At 47.7% G+C, this 18,936-nt stretch carries 22 protein-coding genes and 1 other annotated feature; of the genes, 2 read left to right on the top strand and 20 right to left on the bottom strand.

Features of this window, described 5'->3' with window-relative positions:
• Window positions 1–22: 22 nt before the first annotated feature.
• Complete coding sequence (locus tag C7R92_RS04325; protein WP_017247551.1) at window positions 23–466, bottom strand: ACT domain-containing protein; 444 nt, start codon at window positions 464–466, stop codon at window positions 23–25.
• A 185-nt stretch (window positions 467–651) separates the two neighbouring features.
• On the opposite strand from C7R92_RS04325, the gene C7R92_RS32225 reads away from it, so the two are divergent.
• Window positions 652–804, top strand: coding sequence for a hypothetical protein (locus C7R92_RS32225; RefSeq protein WP_007728640.1), 153 nt, complete (start codon window positions 652–654; stop codon window positions 802–804).
• Window positions 805–854: 50 nt separating this feature from the next.
• Here C7R92_RS32225 and C7R92_RS04320 read toward each other — a convergent pair whose 3' ends face one another.
• The 9 genes from C7R92_RS04320 to C7R92_RS04280 all read right to left on the bottom strand — a co-directional run bounded on the left by C7R92_RS04320 (window position 855) and on the right by C7R92_RS04280 (window position 8,079).
• Entirely contained in the window at window positions 855–2,033 is a 1,179-nt protein-coding gene (locus C7R92_RS04320; protein ID WP_069850527.1) for an NAD(P)/FAD-dependent oxidoreductase, read from the bottom strand.
• 43 nt (window positions 2,034–2,076) lie between these two features.
• The gene (locus tag C7R92_RS04315) at window positions 2,077–2,532 is read right to left on the bottom strand and encodes a helical membrane plugin domain-containing protein (protein WP_007728644.1); all 456 of its coding nucleotides are present in this window, start codon (window positions 2,530–2,532) and stop codon (window positions 2,077–2,079) included.
• A gap of 290 nt (window positions 2,533–2,822) precedes the next feature.
• On the bottom strand, window positions 2,823–3,488 hold the full coding sequence (locus C7R92_RS04310; RefSeq protein ID WP_069850529.1) for a hypothetical protein: 666 nt from the start codon (window positions 3,486–3,488) through the stop codon (window positions 2,823–2,825).
• Window positions 3,489–3,496: 8 nt separating this feature from the next.
• Window positions 3,497–4,774, bottom strand: a complete 1,278-nt coding sequence (obgE, locus tag C7R92_RS04305; RefSeq protein ID WP_017247548.1) for a GTPase ObgE — start codon at window positions 4,772–4,774, stop codon at window positions 3,497–3,499.
• Between the two features lie 13 nt (window positions 4,775–4,787).
• The gene (locus tag C7R92_RS04300) at window positions 4,788–5,372 is read right to left on the bottom strand and encodes a Spo0B C-terminal domain-containing protein (RefSeq protein ID WP_017247547.1); all 585 of its coding nucleotides are present in this window, start codon (window positions 5,370–5,372) and stop codon (window positions 4,788–4,790) included.
• A gap of 108 nt (window positions 5,373–5,480) precedes the next feature.
• On the bottom strand, window positions 5,481–5,774 hold the full coding sequence (gene rpmA / locus C7R92_RS04295) for a 50S ribosomal protein L27 (protein ID WP_005832382.1): 294 nt from the start codon (window positions 5,772–5,774) through the stop codon (window positions 5,481–5,483).
• A 7-nt stretch (window positions 5,775–5,781) separates the two neighbouring features.
• Complete coding sequence (locus C7R92_RS04290; protein WP_069850533.1) at window positions 5,782–6,132, bottom strand: ribosomal-processing cysteine protease Prp; 351 nt, start codon at window positions 6,130–6,132, stop codon at window positions 5,782–5,784.
• Window positions 6,133–6,145: 13 nt separating this feature from the next.
• On the bottom strand, window positions 6,146–6,457 hold the full coding sequence (rplU, locus tag C7R92_RS04285; RefSeq protein ID WP_016739197.1) for a 50S ribosomal protein L21: 312 nt from the start codon (window positions 6,455–6,457) through the stop codon (window positions 6,146–6,148).
• A gap of 10 nt (window positions 6,458–6,467) precedes the next feature.
• Window positions 6,468–6,546: a sequence feature (ribosomal protein L21 leader region), on the bottom strand.
• Between the two features lie 57 nt (window positions 6,547–6,603).
• A complete protein-coding gene (locus C7R92_RS04280) occupies window positions 6,604–8,079 on the bottom strand; it encodes an Rne/Rng family ribonuclease (protein ID WP_106833365.1) in 1,476 nt (491 codons plus the stop codon).
• Window positions 8,080–8,186: 107 nt separating this feature from the next.
• Between C7R92_RS04280 and aac(6')-35 the strand changes: the two genes are divergently transcribed.
• Window positions 8,187–8,738, top strand: a complete 552-nt coding sequence (aac(6')-35, locus tag C7R92_RS04275; protein WP_106833364.1) for an aminoglycoside 6'-N-acetyltransferase AAC(6')-35 — start codon at window positions 8,187–8,189, stop codon at window positions 8,736–8,738.
• On the opposite strand, the gene C7R92_RS04270 is transcribed toward aac(6')-35, so the two are convergent.
• The 10 genes from C7R92_RS04270 to C7R92_RS04225 all read right to left on the bottom strand — a co-directional run bounded on the left by C7R92_RS04270 (window position 8,735) and on the right by C7R92_RS04225 (window position 18,849).
• Complete coding sequence (locus tag C7R92_RS04270; protein ID WP_106833363.1) at window positions 8,735–9,571, bottom strand: M50 family metallopeptidase; 837 nt, start codon at window positions 9,569–9,571, stop codon at window positions 8,735–8,737. The two genes, aac(6')-35 and C7R92_RS04270, sit on opposite strands and share 4 nt — an antisense overlap.
• Window positions 9,564–10,349 carry a M23 family metallopeptidase gene (locus tag C7R92_RS04265; protein ID WP_106833362.1) on the bottom strand — a complete coding sequence of 262 codons (786 nt, stop codon included), beginning with the start codon at window positions 10,347–10,349 and terminating at the stop codon, window positions 9,564–9,566. Before C7R92_RS04265 ends, C7R92_RS04270 begins: the two co-directional genes overlap by 8 nt.
• 158 nt (window positions 10,350–10,507) lie before the next feature.
• Complete coding sequence (locus C7R92_RS04260; protein ID WP_005832370.1) at window positions 10,508–10,708, bottom strand: cold-shock protein; 201 nt, start codon at window positions 10,706–10,708, stop codon at window positions 10,508–10,510.
• Between the two features lie 308 nt (window positions 10,709–11,016).
• Window positions 11,017–12,147: a rod shape-determining protein RodA gene (gene rodA / locus C7R92_RS04255; RefSeq protein ID WP_106833361.1), complete on the bottom strand. Its 1,131-nt coding sequence runs from the start codon at window positions 12,145–12,147 to the stop codon at window positions 11,017–11,019.
• A gap of 57 nt (window positions 12,148–12,204) precedes the next feature.
• Window positions 12,205–12,999, bottom strand: a complete 795-nt coding sequence (gene minD / locus C7R92_RS04250) for a septum site-determining protein MinD (RefSeq protein ID WP_106833360.1) — start codon at window positions 12,997–12,999, stop codon at window positions 12,205–12,207.
• A 20-nt stretch (window positions 13,000–13,019) separates the two neighbouring features.
• Window positions 13,020–13,697 (bottom strand): septum site-determining protein MinC, encoded by a 678-nt coding sequence (gene minC, locus C7R92_RS04245; protein ID WP_026042972.1) that lies wholly within the window; start codon window positions 13,695–13,697, stop codon window positions 13,020–13,022.
• Window positions 13,698–13,847: 150 nt separating this feature from the next.
• On the bottom strand, window positions 13,848–16,286 hold the full coding sequence (locus C7R92_RS04240; RefSeq protein WP_106833359.1) for a peptidoglycan D,D-transpeptidase FtsI family protein: 2,439 nt from the start codon (window positions 16,284–16,286) through the stop codon (window positions 13,848–13,850).
• A 21-nt stretch (window positions 16,287–16,307) separates the two neighbouring features.
• Entirely contained in the window at window positions 16,308–16,832 is a 525-nt protein-coding gene (gene mreD / locus C7R92_RS04235; RefSeq protein WP_017247537.1) for a rod shape-determining protein MreD, read from the bottom strand.
• Window positions 16,832–17,791: a rod shape-determining protein MreC gene (gene mreC / locus C7R92_RS04230; RefSeq protein WP_106833358.1), complete on the bottom strand. Its 960-nt coding sequence runs from the start codon at window positions 17,789–17,791 to the stop codon at window positions 16,832–16,834. The genes mreD and mreC overlap by 1 nt, the downstream gene beginning before the upstream one ends.
• Window positions 17,792–17,805: 14 nt before the next feature.
• Window positions 17,806–18,849 (bottom strand): rod shape-determining protein, encoded by a 1,044-nt coding sequence (locus C7R92_RS04225; RefSeq protein WP_017247535.1) that lies wholly within the window; start codon window positions 18,847–18,849, stop codon window positions 17,806–17,808.
• Window positions 18,850–18,936: the final 87 nt, after the last annotated feature.

Here is an 18,936-nt window from a genome sequence, read left to right as displayed (position 1 = left end):
TTTTCTTTGATTGTTTTTTTGCTTAGCCTCTACCGACGATCATCGCTTTGCGAACGCCCGGGATCAGCTGCAAGCTATCCAAAAACTCCGTGCTAGATACGCGAAGATTAGCCATATCGACTGACATGGATATAGTAGCAATCCCTTGAAGTGGTATCGTCTGATTGATGGTCAATACGTTTCCACCTTGATCTGCTACATATGTGAGCACTTTGGACAAGTAACCTGACATGTGATCCAAAGAGAACGTAAACGTCATAATTTTTTCGCTCATCATCGAATTGAACGGAAAAATGCCATCTTTGTACTTATAAAAAGCACTGCGGCTCAATCCCACCCGTTCAACCGCTTCGTTCACAGTATCCACTTCGCCGGATTCCAGCATCTTCTTGGCTTCAATCGTTTTGGCAATCGATTCCGGCAGGATGTCAGATCGAATCAAGTAGAATTTTTCTTCCTTTTTCATGCGTTGTGTCCTCCTGAGAAAAACAGTTGTTTCTTCATAGAGGACATTATAACGGAAAGCATGGAATGTGACAATCCTTATCCGTCACTTTTTTTCATCGGATCACATTTAGTTTACTTTGATTACATGAGGGGGAGCTTCTTCGCGCACAATAATGCGTATCGTATGGAGGAGGTGAAAGACAAATGGCCGGACGTGGAAAGTCAGATAAATCGGAGCGCCGTAACAATCACCCAGCTGGTAAGCCAAGCAGTCTCGAACAGTTTGGCAATGACATGCGGGGCAAAAAGATGGCACAATCCCCAAACGTGATTGAAGATCCAAGCGGAAACGGATAAACAAACACAAAAAACCCGGGATACCATGATCCCGGGTTTTCCTGATTCGATTAGTATGCTAAAGAGGACAGACCGTTGATATGAGTCAAGTAGCGAACGTTACTCGCTTCTTTCATCAAGGTTGCAGGCAGACCTTTCAGCTTCAGTTGGCTTGCACCGATTGTTCCGATCGCGTCTTTACGGCCCAGGCTACCCAATGTACCGGAGAATACCGGTTTGAAGGTATCCATTTTGGTGCCGTTGAAGTGTGCGAAGAGATTGTGACCTACTACTTCGCCCATTTGCCATGCCAGTTGCGCAGTCGGAGGGAATGGACGACCTTCTGGCCCCATGACGACCGCACTGTCACCCGCAAGGAATACATCAGGGTGAGAAGTGGATTGCAGGAATTCTGTAACAGTTGCACGTCCGCGGTTTACTTCCACGCCGCACTCAGCCACTACACGATTTCCTTGTACGCCACCTGTCCATACCATTGTTTTGGTTTCAATGGTACCGCCATCTTTCAGACAAACTGTGGTTTCTTTCATTTCCGTTACAGGTACGCCTGTCAGGAACTGAACACCGCGTTTTTCCAAACTCGTTTTCGCACGTTCAACCAGGTCAGGAGCAAAACCAGCCAAAATGGATGGACCTGCTTCTACGCAGTAGATGGATACGTCTGCAAAGTCTACGCCGTGTTTGTGGCACAGATTTGGCAACATATCAGCGAATTCCCCAACCAGCTCGATACCGGTCAGACCGCCACCACCTACAACGAAGGTAGCATCTGCTTTATTTTTGCTCGTCTTGTATTCAATCACGCGCTCTTCGAGGTGTGCTCGCAGACGATTTGCTTCTTCTACGGACTTCAGTGTAAAGCTGTACTCTTGCAGACCTGGGATTCCGAAGAATGCGGTTTCACTACCCAGCGCAATCACCAAAGCATCGTATTTGATGGAATCGCCGCTCCCCAGTGTAACGCGTTGGGAGTCGAGACCAATATTTTCTACCGTGTCTACTACGAGGTTAATCTCTTTGCCACGCAGCAATCTTTCCAGAGGGAGCGCCACGTTTTGTTCAGACAGGTTTCCTACTGCCAAGCGGTGCAGTTCCGTAATGATTTGGTGAGTAGGAAAACGGTTTACCACCGTGATCGACGCTTCTTCAGCCGTCATGTATTTACGTGCAGTCAATGCGCTGAGCAAACCGCCATAACCGCCGCCTAGAATCAGAATATGCTTCGCCATGCCCAATCCTCCGTCCTTGTCTTACATTCCATAATAAAAAATACTAGCGTTTTTGTTGTTGACGTTCTGCTGATACTTCCAGGAATGCTTGTGCGAAACGCAAAGTTTTTTGTACTTGCGGATCCTTGAGCATTTTGAGAATACCGAACAAACCGATAGTAGACTCTTCAACATGAACACGGTCATTGGCTTCAATGGCTGCTTGCGCAATACCTTTCGCTTTATCAGAGATCGGTTTTACGAACTCTTCCATTCCGCCTTTGATGTCGTCGATCAACACATGATCATTTGCTACTGTTTGTACCAAATCATATGTTTTGGTCAAAAGAGTTGTCAGTTCTGCCAATTTAGGCAGGTTCGCCACCAATACGTTAAGTGACTCTTGGATTTCTGGTTTCATCAACTGATCGAGTACATCTTGTTGCTGCGCTGGTGCCAGAGTTGCAGTGCTTGCTACTTCAGCAGCAGCTTGAGCTTGTTGCGTAGTTGTTTGAGACATAAAAAAAACGTCCTCCTTTGCTTTGGAATAGAGGCCTTTTATTCTCGATGCCTGTTCATACGAGTAACGGCCGCTATTCTCCCTGAAAATCCGGTAAAAAAATGCTTGTAACATTTTTCACAAAGTTAAGCAGAAAACGGATTCGAATAATAAAAAGTGAATGATTTCACAAGTATTTATTCAGGAAAGCGTACACAACAAATCATGAAGTGAACAGGCTCGATGTAGAACTCTATGTACTCTACTATATACCTTCTTCACAGGAACATCAAAGGAAAAAAACCGCTTCCTTAGGAAGAAGCGGTAGTTGAGAGCTTTTTATAGTAATCTTTGATGAGTTCATGGTGCTTTTCATTGATATCCGTAAAGATTAATTCAATGATCGATTGTTTGTCTTGGAACGTTTTTTCCACGATTTTCGCCATCATGACGATCTCCTGCGCTTGCTTCGGTATCTTGAAAGACAAGTGGAGAAAATCGCCCTTCGACACATAACCGTCCGTTCCCAAAACAAGACGCGTAGGAGAAAATTTCAGCAACACTGCCTCGCCTTTTTCTTCGATCGGTCTAGCTCCCATCACCTTGTAAGGGACAGAAATACCGAGATCTGGTGAGATGGGATCCTGCTTGCGCTTTTGTGTAATTTCTACCCCTATACTAATCGGAATCATCCCTAAAAGCTTGATCGGCCAAAGCGTTTGCTCTGAAACTACTTCCAAATCAATGGTATTCACTGCCGCATCCGTTTCCCAACGAATGCGTACAGTTGATCCGAGAAGCTCTGCTTTCGTTTCAGGCTTCATCTCGTAGGAAACTACGAGATAACTGCCCTTTGCATGTTCAACCATAACTTGGACAGGTGTCTTCACCTGCTTGGAGATGATTAGCGGTAGCATCGCACCGCGTTGGAGTCGTTTATCCCCCAAAAATGGGTTCAGTGATGGGACATCAATCATGGTTTTTGTCACTCCACAAAGTCAAACTCTAATTTGCCGATCCGAACGGTATCCCCGTCTTTTGCTCCCAGCTTGCGCAGAGCATCATCTACCCCCATAAAGCGCATTTGTCTTGCAAAACGCTGGGCTGCATCATAGCTGGTCAGATTGGTCATGCGTACGAGCTTCTCGATCTTTTCACCGCTGACAACAAATACTTCGTTATCACGCGTAATCTCGAATTCCTCTGGTTCTTTTTCTGCTCGGAACACCACGCGCTCTTCCACTTCTGCAACTTCCTCGACAGCAGGCTTGTCCGGAATCGTCGCCAAGGCATCCCCGATCGCATACATCAATTCTTGTACGCCTTGACGGGTTGCAGCAGAGATCTCGTACACCTTCACATCTGGAACCTTTTCCTTGAAAATACGCAGGTTTTCCTCTGCTTCTGGCAGTTCCATTTTGTTCGCGACTACAATTTGCGGACGATCTTCGAGCTTCAGGTTATACATAGTCAGCTCTCGGTTGATCTGCAAATAATCCTCGTATGGATCGCGTCCATCTACCGCTGCCATGTCAATCACATGAACGATCAAGCGCGTACGCTCTACGTGACGCAGGAATTGGTGACCAAGACCCACACCTTCATGCGCGCCTTCAATCAATCCTGGCAAGTCAGCCATTACGAAGCTCTGCTCGCCCAAGTCCACAACACCCAGATTCGGTGTCAGCGTCGTAAAGTGGTACGCTGCAATTTTTGGCTTCGCCGCTGTTACACTAGACAGCAAGGTGGATTTTCCTACACTCGGATAGCCAACCAAGCCCACATCTGCAATCAGCTTGAGCTCCATGACAATGTAACGCTCTTGACCTGGTTCTCCGTTCTCCGAGATGTGTGGGGCTGGATTCGAAGAGTTGGCAAAACGAATATTACCTCGTCCACCACGTCCGCCTTTTGCGATCACAGCACGCTGACCCTGCTCCACGAGATCGACAATCACTTCTTTAGTATCATCATCAATGACAGTTGTTCCCGGTGGCACGCGCACGACCATATCTTCCGCGCCTGCTCCGTGCTGAGATTTGTTGCGGCCATGCTCTCCGCGAGGTGCTTTGAAATGTCGTTGATAGCGGAAATCTACCAGTGTACGCAGACCTTCGTCCACGACAAACACGACATCTCCACCTTGACCGCCATCTCCACCCGCTGGACCACCCAGCGGTACGTATTTCTCCCGGCGAAAGGAGACGGCTCCGTTACCACCGTCCCCGCCTTTTACATATACTTTTACCTGATCGACAAACATGGTGTCACCTCTTTCATTCCGCGAATGGGATCACCAAATTCAGGACCCATTCTTCTTCCGTATGTATCCACTCGGTGACCTCCACCGTACTCTGTTCGCTTTTACGTATCAGCTTTTCCAATTCTTCCATTCCGGATGCACGTAGTACACCGGCCAGGTCAAAACGAAAATGAACGCCACGCTCATCCATTTGCAAGCTTACCTGCATGCTGGCTGCTTCGTACCCGCTCTGATCTACATGATCGTTCACTGTGCATAATATCTCTGACACCAACTGGAACAAGTCTTGCTCGTTCAAAACTACTCGCGTGAGATCCACATGATTGCACACGTCTACTTCTAAAAGCAATTCATTGTTCAGTGCATTAAATGTCAAGAAGAAGACGGACAACAAGGAGCTATTCAATCGGGCAACCATCGATTCCTGCATCGCCATCTGTGCAATGCGTTTCAAATGGGCCTCTCCTTGTTCAGTACGGTTCAAATGCAAATAGCCGAGCAGAACCTGAACGTGGTTCAACCAGTCATGCCGCTGCCTGTTCAGAACGGTCAGCAGTTGGTCTGTCTGATGCGTAAACAGCCTCCGCTCGTCCCCCATCACATTCACCCAAGTCGATAAGAATATCTTTCCCATCTATTGTACCATAAAAAAGAGCCGGACAAAAAGAAAACCCAGCTATATCGCTGGGTTTTTCTTAACAAATATTTACGCTTCAGAAGCAACTGGCTCGATCACAACTTGTTTGCGATCACGGCCCAGACGCTTGAAACGAACAACACCATCTGCAGTTGCAAACAGAGTGTCGTCTCCGCCTTTCATTACGTTCGCACCTGGGTAAATCTTTGTTCCGCGTTGACGAACGAGAATGTTACCAGCAGTAACGAATTGCCCGTCGCCACGTTTCACGCCCAGACGTTTGGAAATGGAATCGCGACCGTTCTTTGTGGAACCTACCCCTTTTTTCGATGCGAAAAACTGAAGGTCCAAGTTAAACAGCATGTTCATATCAGACACCTCCCTGCCATTTATGATCATTTACTTTTACGTATTTGCCGTAATTCGCCTCAACCGACAAAAGAGCAATAACCATGCTCTCTGCCAAAAGCTGTTGTTTCTCTCGTGCAGTCTCATCATCCGAAGAAGAAAGGCTCCACTTCAAGAACCCACCGCCTTCTTGTGCGACAGCGACATCAGGAGTGATGCCCGTCAAAGGTTGGATGGCGTTTAATATACCAAAGCTGATGCCTGATACAGCAGAACAAACGATGTCTGCCCCATAGGCACCCGCATTGGCATGTCCGGAAATACTAATTTCATGGATACCGTGCGACGCACGGCTCACGATCACTTCAATCATAACAAGTCACCAATTAAGCGTTGATCTTTTCGATCACAACTTTAGTGAATGGTTGACGGTGACCTTGCTTGCGACGGTAGTTTTTCTTGGCTTTGTATTTGTACACGATAATCTTTGCAGATTTACCGTGTTTTTCTACTTTACCAGTTACCGTTGCACCAGCTACTGTAGGAGCTCCTGCAGTAACTTTGCCGTCTTTGCTTACGAAGAGAACTTTGTCAAAAGTAACAACGTCTCCTTCGTTGCCAGCCAATTTCTCGATGAAGAGAACTGCTCCCTCTTCAACTTTGTATTGCTTTCCACCGGTTTCGATAATTGCGTACACTGTGTGCACCTCCTATACTCAGACTCGCCTTTACAGGTGCGTCGACGAGCGACGGCTTATTTACCTGATTCGTGCGGTTACAGTATGCACGAGGCATATCTGCATGACAACCATTAGGTTATCATAGCTACAATAGCCCAGTCAAGTTATTTCGATTGTAAACGCTCTGCCTCTGCCCGATTTCCGACGTATCCAATTCGAAACTCATCTGGGCTCATCGCAGGAACAAGCTGCTTATAGACATGGACAGGCCATGTGATTGCTTCTGCTTTTTCCCACTCCTCTATCATGTCCAACAATCTTGACGGCATGTCCACGAGAACAGCCTCCGCATCTTGGCTCTTTGCCAATGCGGTGACTTCGGCGTACATGCGCCGGAACAACTCGTCTACTCGCCAAACTCTCCCTCGGCCCTTGCATGCCTCACACGGCTCCGTCAGCCGCTCTGTCAGGCTCGCACGCACTCTTTTTCGCGTCATCTCGACTAATCCAAGCGACGTCATCCCGAGAACAGTCGAAGGCACAGGGTCCTTCGCCAGCTCTTGTTTCAATCGCGAGATCACTCGCTCCTTATTGCTCTGCTCTTTCATGTCGATGAAATCAATGATCACGATGCCACCGATGTCTCGCAACCGCAGATGCCTGGCAATTTCAGTTACAGCCTCGAGATTGGTCGCCGTCACTGCCTGCTCCCGCTGTTGCCCTCCTCCACCTGTGAATGAACCGGTATTTACATCGATGACCGTCATCGCTTCAGTCCTGTCGATGACCAAGGACCCTCCACTCTTGAGCGGCACATGTCGATCACGAGCACGAATCAGTTCCGCCTCGACACCCAAGTAGTCAAAGAGCGGCTGTTTGCCCTGATACCAGCGAAGCTTCTCTTGTATTTCTGGAGCAAAAGCTGCCAACGCCGCTTTTACCTGCTGATGAGTCGTCGCACCTTCTACCAACAGCTCATCCATGCCAGTTGCCAAGCCATCTCGGAGCGCCATCTCAATCAACTCTGCATCCTGAAAAATCCGTCCGGTCGAACGGAGTCCCTCCGCTGTTCGCAGCATTTCCTGCCAGCGATTGCGCAAATAGACCAGCTCGCTAATGAGTGTCTGCTCTTCTGCTTCCGCCGCTTCCGTGCGCAGAATACAGCCTTCTCCTTGCGCTACTGTCGAAGAGATCACCTGTTGCAGTCGTTTTCGTTTGGTATCATCGGTTATTTTACGAGAAAGCGAAATGCTTTCTTCAGTCGGAAGGTATACCAGATAACGCCCCTGCAAGCTGATCTGCATCGTGATTTTTGGCGCCTTCATTTCCAACGCCTCTTTACTCACTTGAACCAATACCTTTTGCCCTACATGAACGCGTTCCGCAATACTTGGTTTCGCTGCTCCATCTGACTGCACACCGACTGTGTCATCTACATACAAATAAGCATTTTGGCCTGTACCAATATCAACAAAGGCAGATTGGATGCCAGGCTTCACATCCGCGATCCGTCCCTGGTAAATGTCACCAACGCTTGCGTGTGCTCCCACATCCTTTGTACGCCATTCCTGCAATTTCCCGTTTTCCATGAATGCGATGCGGATGCTGCTACCTTGTGCACTAATCGCTACTTGCTTCACTGTTTTCACTCCTTATTCCCCGTGCAAACGTTGCCCAAAAGAAGGATAACCGGGCTCATAGGAAGTAATCTAACATAGCTGCTAAGTCAAGGTAAAGGAGATCATCCATGATTCATGCAGGTGATTTAAAAATAAGAGCCTTATCCCCCGATGATGCCGTTCACTTAGTCAAATGGCTTTCTGACGAGCGCGTTTTGGCCTATTATGAAGGTCGCGATCGGCCACATGACGAGTCCCTCGTGCAGCAAAGCTTTTTTCCGGAAGACGATGGTAAAACTCGCTGCCTCATCTTGTACACGGACAAACCGATTGGTTATGCGCAATTTTATCCACTTGATACTCCGGAAAAACAACTGTATGGGTACGTAAAAGACGTCGTTGTCTACGGCATGGACCAGTTCATCGGAGAGCCTGCTTACTGGAATAGCGGTATTGGCACTCAGCTCGTTACAGCCATCCTCCACTATCTCCACAAGGAAAAACGAGTACAAAAAGTAGCGATTGACCCGCAAGCCTGGAATGAACGAGCCCTCCGTTGCTATGAAAAATGTGGCTTTCGAAAAGTAAAAAAGCTTCCTCTGCACGAATGGCACGAAGGAAGCATGCGTGATTGCTGGCTGATGGAATGGACCTCTCCTGCTGATAAGACTAGAGACTAAAGGAGCTTGCCTACTGCGGCGTCGTGCTTTTGCTCAAACAAAAGGGCATACAATAGCTGTTCCTCTGCCAAGAGACCTGCACCTTGCACGTAGAAAAGATGGGAGTATCCCCGCCGCAGCTTGTGTGAGACTGCCAGTACCGTCTCCTCAGGATGCACGCGTATCGCTTGAACGGCAGCTTCTTCTTGCTGCCGTTCGTATTTTTCTACAAGAAAGCGAAAAAATTGATAAGGAAACCGTAAAAATGCCTGAATGTTCAATACCAATAAATAAATCCCGATTACTGCTAAGTTGTACTTCAACTCCAAGCTGGACATCCCCACCATGATCCCCGCAAACAGCGTACTCCCCGTCATCGATATCATCGTCGCCTGCCTATACGACATAAACCAGCATAGAACGGCCAACAAGATTCTCCCGCCATCCAACGGCCAAATTGGCAACAGGTTAAACAGCGCAATCGTCAAATTGCTTACCAAGAAAAAGCGGGCCCACTCTTCCGTCCATATCCCCATAAACCAAAACAAGTACGAAGCAGCCATCATCACCATATTTAAGAAGGGTCCGGCGAGTGCCACGACAATCTCATCCATTGGGTCCGTGGCGTACGCGTCTTCCATCGTTGCTACTCCGCCAAAAGGCAGAAGCTGCACTTCTTTTACGGTCCATCCGAGCTCGCGCGCCATCGCTACATGCCCCAATTCATGGATCAGCACGATGACAAACAAGGTAATGACCTCCAAAAAATGGCCTGTCACCACGGACAAGCCGATCACCGCCCAAAATAGCAGGTGAATGCGAAACCGAATGTCAAGCCAGCCTCCCCTATTCAAACGGTATCACTTCCAGGGGATTAACAAATTGCTCATTCACTCTCGCCCCTACATACAGATGACGAGATGTCTGGTCCATTACCCGTGCGGTTCCGATGACTTGACCAGGTTTAAGGACCTCGTCCTTCGTCACCCCTATGCTATCGAGATTGCCCAGCCATATCTCCCGTCCTTTGGTTAGACGAACAATCACTGTCGTCCCATAATCAGGCTTTTCTCCGACAAACGCAACCCAGCCAGCTTCTCCAATCGTGATTTGATCGTTCATTCCCGTATGCAGGATCACATTAGCACTCTCTGGATCATAGGATTTTACGACTTTCCAGCTACTGGGGAGCTTCCACACAGCATTTGCATCCTTTGTTGTACTCGTGGCTGGCACTGCAGGGGGATTGGTAGGTATCGAAGGAAGCATCGTCGGAATCGGACCAAATCTCGCTTCATACCAGTCCGCTACTCCTGAAAAATTAAAGTCCCGTGTCATGACTTCCCTCGCGGAGCTTTTCCAAGAAGCAGGGATCAGCGTTGTTTGAAACAAAATATAAGCAGCACCAATCAATAAAACAGATGCTAAAATTTGCACGCCCCACTTTTCATGGGACGGTGGCTGTTCCATCATATCTTTCTCACGTGGCGAGTAACTGAATGGGTCTGGCGATTCTTCGATGGGATCTTTCCAATCATCGACGTAGGGAGTATAGCTGTCTCGTGACTGCGTTCGGATTCTTTCCAAACGCTCTCTCCGTCTTTCTTTTACTCGATCTACTCTTTCAAACATGTCCATCCCTCCGCAGGCCAAGCCTTTAGTATCATCCTATGACTTGTCTACCTGCTTTATGACGACCATCGCCCCTCTCCAACGACCCAGTGTATCGGGTGGAAACACGCAAAAAAGACAGTCTCCCCATCGAGAGACTGCCTTTGAATCTGTCAATTTTACAGTTTAGTTACGCTAGCAGCTTGTGGTCCACGGCTACCTTGAACGATTTCGAACTCAACCTTTTGACCTTCGTCAAGAGATTTGAAACCTTCTGACTGGATTGCGCTGTAGTGTACGAATACGTCGTCGCCACCCTCAACTTGGATGAAGCCGTATCCTTTTTCTGCGTTAAACCATTTTACGATACCTTGTTGCATGAAACAAAACCTCCCTGAACATTACGCCTCACGAGGCGAAAGAGTGTAGCGTTAACCTCTTTTTTACAGATAAGCCTTTTGCGTCAAGGAAAAAAAGTCATACGAATTGCGATTGACAATTGGTGACGTCACTCACAATACGTACGACTCCATACCAATCAATCAAACACTATAACTTGTAAAAATGGTTAACTTAGGATGATTTTAGCATAAATTTTTGCATTTGTCACGCATTTCATGAGTGTACAAAAAGTCTTCTATTCATCACCGGAAAGTGGCGAGAACCAGAAGACTTTTTGAACAACTCCTTAATCAAAACGTAACTTGTCCTTACGCATCCCAATATTGAGCACCACACCAATGATCAGGAAGTTGGTTACAAGCGAGCTCCCTCCGTAGCTAATGAACGGAAGCGGAATACCCGTAATCGGCATCAACTGAATCGTCATTCCGATGTTCTCAAAGATCTGGAAGGTAAGCATCCCTACGACACCTGCGACAACGTATGAGCCGAACGGATCTTTTGCCTCCATCGCGATGCGGATCATTCGGTAAATCAAGACGAAAAACAAAATCATCAGCAAGCCTGCTCCGACAAAACCCAGCTTTTCTGCAATGACGGTAAAGATAAAATCACTCTCTCCTACCGGCACCCATCCAAAGCTCGCTTGGGTCGGCGTATCAATCCCTTTTCCGAACAATTGCCCAGAGCCGATAGCAATCAACGCTTGCTTGAGCTGGAATCCTCGTCCCATCGGTTCAAGATCCGGGTTCATCCAAAAGAGGATTCGATCCCACTGATACGGCTTGATAATCTTGAAAAAGATATCCTGCTTGTATTCATGCAGCAACGTCATGGCGGCAAAGAAACTGCCGACCAATCCTCCCATGTACAATACATGCTTCATCCGTATACCACCAACGATTAGCATCGTGGCAAGCATCCCCGTGTAAACCATGGCCGTACCCAAATCGGGCTGAATCAAAATCAAAAGCAATGGTACACCAACCAAGGCCAATACCGGAATCAGCTTATAGAAATAGTAAAACCGATCTGGATCATTTGCCCTCTTAGACAAGAAGCGCGCCACCGTTATGATTGTGAACAGCTTCATCGGTTCAGAAGGCTGAAACAAGACAGGACCAAGGTCATACCAGCTCGTCGTATTGTTAATGGGCCTCGTTTGAAATACCCCGATCAAGAGAATCAGACCGAGTACATATAAGACATAGGCCATGTTGTGGATTAGACGATAGTCAAAAAGCAATGTCACCCCTAGCACAATAAAGCCGATGACATACCAAAGGACCTGCTGATGCGCCTTATCTACACCTGCCGCAGAACCGGAAATCCCCAAATAGCTGAAAATACCCAGCCCTGCCAAAATCAAAATGATGGTCCAGTCAATTGTTTTGAAATGACGTTTTTCCAGGTCCATCCGTTTCCTCCTAGAAAACGTGACTCCCCTCTTTAAAAGAAGGGAGCCATGTATTACCTATTTTAATCCAAAGAATTTACGCATTTTATGAAACACGCCCGCTTTTTCTTCCAATGGCTGCAATGGAACAGCTTCACCTAAAAGGCGACGAGCCACGTTCCGATACGCAATGGAAGCACGCGATTCGTGATTTATTACAGCCGGCTCACCTTGGTTCGCGGATTTAATGATATGATCATCATCCGGCACGACACCAATTAAGTCAATGGCTAACAAATCCAAAATGTCTTCTACATCCAGCATGTCGCCATTTTTCACCATATGGGAGCGAACGCGATTGATGACCAGCTTCGGCATTCCGATTTTTTCTCGCTCTAATAGGCCAATAATCCTATCAGCATCACGCACAGCGGCTTTTTCAGGTGTAGTCACGACGATTGCTTGATCAGCCCCTGCCACTGCATTGCGGAAGCCTTGCTCAATACCCGCAGGGCAATCGATGATGACATAATCATATTCCCGCTTCAATTGCGTAATGATTTCCTCCATCTGCTCAGGAGATACTGCTGATTTGTCTTTGGTCTGAGCAGCCGGGAGCAATGCCAGATTGTCAAACCGCTTGTCTTTGATCAGAGCCTGCGGCAGTCGGCATGCACCTTCTGCAACGTCTACCAGATCATAAATAATTCGGTTCTCAAGTCCCATGACTACATCCAAATTACGCAAGCCAATATCGGTATCTACCATGCATACTTTCTGTCCCAACAATGCGAGCGCCGTTCCCAAATTGGCGGAAGTGGTCGTCTTACCCACGCCGCCTTTACCGGAAGTTACGACAATTCCAATCCCCACGTCCGTTCCTCCTCTTTCCCTCAACCCTCACGCTTTTTCTCACCCAAATCAGGGCGGATTCGCGACAAGTAGTTCATTTTCGCTACCAGCATGATCTCATTTTCCAGATAGGCAAATTCTGTGCCTCCGGAATTATTCGTCCATTCCTCACCCGGCTTGCTGATCACATCTGCAATCCGCAACTGGGTAGGACTCATGACTGCAGCCGCAATAATTACCTGTGAGTCACCGGAAATACCTGCGTGCGCGTACCCTCTGAGATGACCGAGCACGTAGATGCTTCCTGTACTGCGAACCGTCCCCCCGGGATTGACATCTCCCAACAAGAGCAAATCACCGTCAAACTCCAGTACTTGCCCAGAGCGTACCGTATTTACCTGTATGGAAAAATGGGTTTTCAGGCGTTCAGCCATAGCTTCTTCCCGCGTGATCAAATCAGATTCGATTGTATGGATCACCAGGTTGCCCTTCGTTCGAATAATTTGAGTCAACTGCTCTTGTTGCTCGGGTGAGCAGTATCGTTTTCCCAATTTTATAGATACCCGAATGAGTGGCCCAGACAAAATCTGTTGGTGGCTATGCTCTATTTTTTCACGCATATCGGCCAGCAGTTCGTCGAAGGAACAGGTATCATCCATAAAGAAGACGAGACCCTCTTTCGTTCCTTTGATCGTGACCTTGCTTTTCACAGTCGTCACCGGTTTCACCTCGACCGATACCATTCGCCATGCAGAAAGATTTTTCCTGCTCTGCGTGAAAAAATTGCCGAATTGGGTCACATGGTGGCATTTTGCAAGAGCTTGACTCCATTATTTCTGGGGCTTGATTGCCCTGGACAACCATTGTGTTTACTTCGCGGACGTTGGATTTGGCTTCGGAACCCCACCAGTAAGGACACCTGGATTCAGTTCATTGTAAGCTTCGAGCAATCGACGCGAGATCGGACCAGTCGCATCCGAACTGGATGTACCGTCTCTCAAACTGTTCGGCGCAATGACGACGAAAACCAGTTGAGGATTTTCATAAGGCGCAAAGCCGACAACCAGTGCATTTTCCGCTGGCTGCGACGTTTGTGCCGTACCAGACTTGGCTGCAACGGTGAAAGGCAACCCATTGAATCGTTGAACGGTACCACCTGGCTGAGTAACCAGCCGCATCCCTTCTTTTACCACCTGTATATGCTTCGGATCGATATCAACCCGGTTGAGCACTTGTGGTTCAATAACCGAGAGCGTTTGTCCTGGTTTCTTCGGATCGGTAGTTCCTTTGCGAATTTCTTTTACAAGATGTGGGCGTACCCGATATCCTCCATTAGCAATGGTCGATACGTATTGACCCAGCTGCATCGGCGTGAACAGATCGTATTGACCAATCATCACGTCCGCCAAGTTCCCGTAGTAAAGGTTCTGGTTTTCCCAACCGGTATGTTCATTCGGCAGATCCACACCTGTTTTCACACCAAGACCAAACTGGGCATTGTAGTAATCATAGACAGAAAACTGCTTCTCCCAGCCGTCTTTTCCTTTTCTTGCCAAGCGAATCGCCATTTCGTACATATACGTATTGTTTGACACCTGCAAGGCACGACGAGCGTTAACGGGTCCGTGACCGCTTGCCTTCCAGTTGCGTTTATACGTGTTACCGACATTCAAGCCACCTCGGTCATAGATGACTTCGTTCGGTGTAGTCAGCCCCTCCTGAAGCGCAATCATGACAGACAGGGGCTTGTAGGTAGAAGCAGGTGGATACGGCGTATAAATGAATCGGTTTGATTCGTTCGGCAAAATAAGCGAGGTGTAATTCTCGTTGAATTTCTTGCGGTCGTAATACAGATTCAAATTGTAATCTGGATAACTCGCCATCGCCAATATTTCGCCCGTATTTGGATTCATCACTAATACATGTGCATCTTTAAATTCTTTTGGCGTAGTCGGGCGCTTCTTGAATGCTTCAACCTCTTCTTTCAAGATGGCCTCTACCTTGCTTTGATAACGCCAGTCCATAGCCAAAACGAGATCGTTTCCTGGCTGAGGGCCTTGGTCTGGGCGCATCTTTTTCTCTACCGTCTCCGAATTTTTGTTCACGTGTACTTCCATAATCCCGTTTTTGCCACGCAAATAACGTTCATAGGAGCTCTCCAGACCGGTTACACCGACACGGTCGATCGCGTTGTAGCCCTGTGCCTGATATTCTTTTAAGCTCTCAGGTCGAATCGCATTGATGTACCCGAGAAAGTGAGTACCAAATGCCGAACCATCCGGGTCTTCGAAAATCTGGCGAACAGGCTCCAACTCCACACTAATTCCTGGCAGCTCGGTGCGTCGTTCTTCGATCTGGAACATTTCCTGCTCCGTGATGTTGACCTTGACACGCCTCGGAATATAACTAGCCATCTGCGGTGAACGCATCTCTTGCAGCAACGAGAGCTTGTGCCACTGAAATTGGCGTTGCTGCTCTGTCAACGGCAGCTTGATATCCATGTCGAACAACGAGGCATAGCGCAGCAAATCCATGTCAGACTTTTCTGCTAAGCCTCCGGGGGTTGGCAAAACTCCGATCTGATCCTTCACTTTTTTTGCAAGGTCATTACGATCTTCCTTGTCCAATTTAAGAGTGAGGGTCATATTAGCGTTTATCGCCATTTTTAACAGTTCGAAATCCGTAGTATTCGCTTCCGTAATAGCAGGTGTACCCGGCTTGGCAGCATTCAGTTTCTTAAGAAGGTCTGCTCTCTCCTTGTCATCAAAAGGAGAACGAACACGCATCCCGAGATACACAGCAGTCTTTACCAGCTCAAAGTCCGACATCTGATCGACAGTCTCTACTTTTGGAACGGCTTTTAGCTTCGCCGCAACCTTTGCCTTGAGATCGTTTGTTTCTTGTGCATTGAAAGCAACAGGCAAGGTTGACCTCAGTTCAATCGTCTTCTTTAACAGTTCCTTATCCGTACCAATTTTACCGCCATCGGGGATGAGGATTTTTGCCAGACGATCCGCGACTTTCTCTTCATCAATGTCCTGCCCTTGTTCTTCAACGTATTGAACGGTGTACACAGGCTTATTCGAAACGAGTACCTCGCCATTTTTATCCAAGATACGGCCACGAGGAGCGGAAATCGGCAGTTCGCGAATACTGAACTTTTCCAATTCATGCATGTACTGTTCGCCTTCCACCAGCTGCACAAAGGCTAGCCGCAAAATAATGGCGGCGAAGAACAAAAATACAATCACAAACAATATATTGAGCCGAATAGGTATGCCTGATTTCGGTTCTTTGACTTCTTCCACGAACTCTCCTCTCCTTTGCCCTTACTGCATGTGCATTTCCTTTTTCGCCAGAATCTTGTTGCATACATTCTTGATCGGAAAGTATACCAGTAAGCCAAAAGCGAGATTCAACAACACACTAGGCAAAATTTGATGTGTCAAAATCCATTGAACATCGAAGGGGGCAGCGGAAAACAAGCGGAACAAGGAATACAAAAGCCACTCATGTCCGAATAAAATCAGGAAGCTGGTAATGAAAACCATCCCGAATCCTCTCTGGAACAAAAGAACGATCATCCCTGCAAAGTAGCTGGCCACCATCATGGACATGGTATAGATTCCAATTAGTTGCCCAAACAGGACATCCTGTAAAAATCCGAAGGCGATCCCGTAATACAAGCCCTCGCGTCTACCGAGATACATCGAAATAAAGATGCAGCACACAAGCGCAAACCGGGGTACCGTCATCCAGGACAGACCCCATGTACTAGGTGCAGACACTTGCATCACAGTTCCTTCCAAAACAAACATGACCACTACGCCCAACGTCAATAAAAACCGAGCCATTACTGACCACCCCCGCTAGCAGGTGGAGCCGGAGGCACAGTTGTCTGTGTTTGTGTCTGGCCGGCTGGCTGTTGCGGGATCAATTCACCATTGGGAGCGATTGTAAAATCACGTTCCACAACCATGACTTCATTCAATTGTGAAAAATCAGCGCTTGGCTGGATGTAGGCGGTTTGAGTCAAGCCATAATCATCTGGCTCTACGCGAACAATATAGCCAATCGGCAAATTGCGAGGGACAACTCCTCCCAAACCTGACGAGATCACTTGCTGATCTTTTTTAATCGCTTGTCCCCAAGGGATTTTGCGCATGACGAGCAATCTTTCTTGCGGATCGTATTCTTCAATGACACCACTAATTTGACGGTACACAGGCTTGCCGTCGACTATCTGCTCCGTCAAAATATCCGCTGAGATATGGTCACGTCGCTCATAGCTCGTCAACAATTCAACCGTAGCTGAAAAGTTGGCAACACTCTGTACGCGCCCGATCATTCCTTTGGCTGTAATGACAGCCATATCTTTTTTAATGCCACTTTTTAATCCTTGATCGATGGTAACGACGTTGTTCCATGTATCAGGGTTTCTCGCCACGACTTCCGCAAAGTGAAGGTTGTAAGATTTAAGTGAATCTTTTGCCCCTACCATTTCTCGAAGGCGCTGATTATCTGCTTTGAGTGTGTGCAATTCGGCACTTAGACGGGCGTATTGATCCAAGCTTGCCTTAAGTGCCTTGTTTTCTTCATATACGCCGTACGCTTCTTCCATTTCCTGAAAAAAGCCAGAAACAGCCTGGGCAGGGCGATAGAAAAAGCCCTGCACCACGCTGAAGGTATCTTTAAAGAACATTTCTGGCCAGGTCAGGCTAACCCGTTCACGAGAAGTGAAGCCCACGACGGAGATAAGCAGGACCAAGCCTACAAGTACAATGATAAGCCGCTTATTCCCGAAAAACGACATGCCCTACCCTCCGTTTATTTACCCCGTTTTAGTCGGGAAGAGGTGATGCCTTGCTTGGATTTGAACAGGTGAATGTTCTCCAATGCACGACCTGTTCCAATCGCTACGCAATCCAGTGCGTTTTCCGCAACATGCACGGGCATACCCGTTTCCTTACTTATCAGGCGATCCATATTACGCAAGAGCGCACCGCCGCCTGTGAGTACAATTCCACGATCCATGATGTCCGCCGCGAGCTCAGGCGGGCTTTTTTCGAGTGTTACCTTCACCGCTTCCACAATAGCAGAAATGGTTTCCGCCAATGCTTCGGCAATCTCTGTGCTGCTTACCGAGAGTGTTTTTGGCAATCCGGTTACAAGGTCACGACCGCGAATGTCAACGTTTTCGACCTCATCAGGAGCAATCGCAGAGCCGATCTCCAGCTTCAGTGTTTCTGCTGTCCGTTCCCCGATCATCAAGTTGTAACGGCGCTTGATGTACTGAATAATCGCCTCGTCCATCTCATCTCCAGCCACACGAATGGAACGAGATGTAACAATCCCCCCGAGAGAAATGATAGCGACTTCTGTCGTACCACCACCAATGTCTACGACCATACTTCCAGTCGGTTCCCATACTGGCAGGTCTGCACCGATCGCTGCCGCAAACGGCTCTTCAATCGTATGGGCTTCCTTCGCTCCAGCCTGCTTCGTAGCATCTTCGACTGCGCGCTTTTCCACCGCAGTAATTCCCGAAGGTACACAGACCATTACATTTGGACGACGGCTAAACAGCCCTTGATTTTTTTGTGCTTGATTAATGAAGTAGCGCATCATTGTCGCAGTTGTATCAAAGTCAGCGATAACCCCATCTTTCATTGGACGAACCGCTACGATATTACCCGGCGTACGACCGATCATACTTTTCGCTGCATTCCCTACTGCTTCAATGGAATTGTTATTGGTACGAATCGCTACAACAGAAGGCTCACGCACCACAATTCCTTTCCCCTTCACAAAAACAAGTGTATTGGCAGTGCCGAGGTCAATCCCCAAGTCACGTGTAAATCCACCAAACATAAAAAAACTCCTTCCAAATATTAATCCAAATGACAAGCATAAGAGAACCTCTATCGAGGCCTCCAAAAGATAGAGCGACCGCGTTTT

The sequence above is a fragment of the Brevibacillus porteri genome (assembly GCF_003013475.1).
GTDB classification, from domain to species: domain Bacteria; phylum Bacillota; class Bacilli; order Brevibacillales; family Brevibacillaceae; genus Brevibacillus; species Brevibacillus porteri.
The sequence above is the reverse complement of the archived record's forward strand: the minus strand, read 5'-3'. Positions and strand labels throughout refer to the sequence as shown.